General features: G+C 67.9%; 2 protein-coding genes. Both read left to right on the top strand.

Annotated elements, in window-relative coordinates; translation table 11 throughout:
• Positions 1–712 (top strand): DUF5915 domain-containing protein (locus tag PGX04_RS28330; protein WP_273741540.1); only part of this gene is annotated, 712 nt, incomplete at its 5' end.
• A gap of 251 nt (positions 713–963) precedes the next feature.
• The coding region (locus tag PGX04_RS28325) for a CARDB domain-containing protein (protein WP_273741539.1) at positions 964–2727 on the top strand (1764 nt) is incomplete at its 3' end.

Below are 2727 nucleotides of genomic sequence, written 5' to 3'. Positions count from 1 at the left end.
CGGGCGAAAGCTGCGCTGGCCGGTTCCGCGCGTCGTCGTCGCCGCGGACGACCAGCGCGTCGTCGATGCCGTCGAGCGCCACACCGGTCTCCTCGAGGATCGGCTCAACGCCCGCGAGATCGAACTCGTCTCGCCGGACGACCGCTGGGGCGAACTGAACTACAGCGCCGAGGCCGATATGAGTAAACTCGGGCCCGAATTCGGCGACCGCGCCGGGCGGGTCATGAACGCGCTCAACGAGGCCCGCATCGACGAACCGAGCCTCGAGGCCATCGAAGACGCCGTCGCGGACGTGCTGGAAGCGAACGAGGAGATCACCGACGAGATGGTTTCGTTCGTCACGCAGACGCCCGACGGCGTCGCTGGCACCGCCTTCGGCACCGACGGCGACGACCGCGGCGTCGCCTACGTCGACGCCTCGCTGACCGCCGACATCGAGAGCGAGGGCTACGCTCGCGAAGTCATCCGCCGCGTCCAGGAGATGCGCAAGGACCTCGATCTCGATGTGGAAGAGCGGATCGCGCTGGATCTCGAGATCGACGATGACCGCGTCGCCGACCTCGTCGCGGACCGCGAGGACCTGATCAGCGAGGAGGTTCGCGCGGACGAGCGCCGCGCGGTCGAGGACGGCCACCGCAAGGAGTGGGATGTGGAAGGCGTGACGATGGAGATCGCGATCGAGCCGCTGGCGGCGGCGGAAGCGTCCGATTAGTCGCCGCCGAACAGCGTGAGGCGGCTTTTTGGTCCAGATTTTTCGAGGAGCGGTGAGCGATAGCGAACCCGACGAGAAAAAGGTGGATGCAGAGATCGCGATCGAGCCGCTGGCGGCGGCGGAAGCGTCCGATTAGCGTCCGCCTCGCCGGTTCTTCCGACCTCGTTCGTTCTTGTTCGCGTCTGATTCTCGAGGACGTGACAGTACGGCTGCCATAAACGTATTGAGCGCTGACTTACCAGCAATGGCTAGTGAAGTCTCGGGTTGCCGTTCTGGTGTTCGTCGTCTTGCTCATCGGAAGTCTCCCGGCCGGCGTCGGTGCTCTCGAGCCGGCACAAACCGCGGATTCCGAGGCGACGTCTGGTCTCGATGTCGGTCCCAGCGAGTCGCTCGTTTCGGCCGGGACGAGCGCCGGATCAGTGGCCGCGACGGTCGGCTCCGAGGATGTCCTCCACCGGACGACCGTCCTTCGGCACCGTCCGGCGGAGTCCGACCTGTTCGAGGCGGAGACGACGTTCGACGTCCCCGACCCCGTCACGGAACTCGAGATCACGCTCCAGCCCGATGCGACCGTCGAATCGACGACGGGGTTCGAACGGACGGGCGAGCGGACCTACGAGTGGACCGAGTCGACCGACGAGCCGACGATCCGGTACACGATGCCGGCCGATCGGACAGGGGACGAGGGGACCGTCGGCGCGTCGAGCGACGGCTACACGTTCGTCGACACCGGTGACTGGGGCGTGGTGCAGGTGCCCGACGTTTCGATCCGGTACAGCCGGACCGATCCGGTCGGCATCGAAAAGGCGGTGCGCGTCGACGGGCCGGGTGCGACCGGCGGTGACATCGCGTTCTTCGGTGCGGTTCGAGAGCACCGGCGGACCGTCGACGGGGAGACGTTCAGGCTGGTCGTTCCCGAGGCCGCGACCCTCCGGGAGTCGCCCAAGGCGATCCTGTCGGCGCTGGCGGATGCGAGCGACCGACTCGACGTCGGGATGCGAAGCGACGAGGTGTTCGTCGTCGCGGTCCCGAACGACGTCGACTGGGGGCCGCCGGGGCTCAAGTACGGCCGATCGGACGCGTGGGTCGTCGCCGACGAACGTCTCGACAAGTCGAACCCGGTCTGGTTCCACGAGTACGTCCACGTTCGACAGCGCTTCTCCAATTCGAACGCCGACACCGCCGCCGAAGTGGAGTGGCTCGTCGAGGCCCAGGCCGACTACTACGCGGGTCTGCTCGCTCTCGAGACCGGGCGAACCGACTTCGGGGACTTCAGCGACCTCCTCGAGCGAGGGGAGCGATCACGGTACGCCGACGGGGTACTGATCGACCGATCGACGTGGGACGACCCGGATACCGACTACGCGAGGGGAGCGCTCGTCTACGGCGAGATTGACCGCCGGCTGCGGCTCGCGACCGACGGCGATCGCACGCTCGAGGACGTTTTCCGCGCGCTGAACGCCCGGGAGGGGGAGATAACCGAGGCGGACTTCCGCCGCCTGCTCGAAGAGTACGGCGGAACGGACGTTCGGGCCGCCGCCGAGCGGTACACGCGGACCGAGGCGACCCCCGAGATGTGGAGTCGGAGCCAGCACGGGGCGGCCTTCGACCAGCCGGTCGCGGTCTTCGAGTACGGGCTGGGAACCGAGCCGATCGACGTGGGAGACCGGGAGTGGCCGCGCTGGAAATCGTCGACGATCGGTGCGACCGGCGGCGAGAACGGCGACGTGATCGCAGTTCCGGTCGGTGAACCCGTGTCGATCCCGGTCACGGTCGACAACGTCGGCGATCGCGACGGGACCTACGACGCGACCCTGCAGGTCGACGGCCGAGTGGCCGATCACGAGCAGGGGACGCTCGCGTCCGGCGAGGGGACGAGCCACCGTCTCTCGTGGACGCCGTCGAAGCCCGGCGAGTACACGGTTCGCGTCGGTTCCGAGCGGCTGACCGCCGTCGTCCGGTCGGCGACGAGCGTGACCGTCTCCGACCTCCGACTCTCGTCCGAGACGATCGAT

This window comes from Natrinema soli, assembly GCF_028618695.1.
The sequence above is the reverse complement of the archived record's forward strand: the minus strand, read 5'-3'. Positions and strand labels throughout refer to the sequence as shown.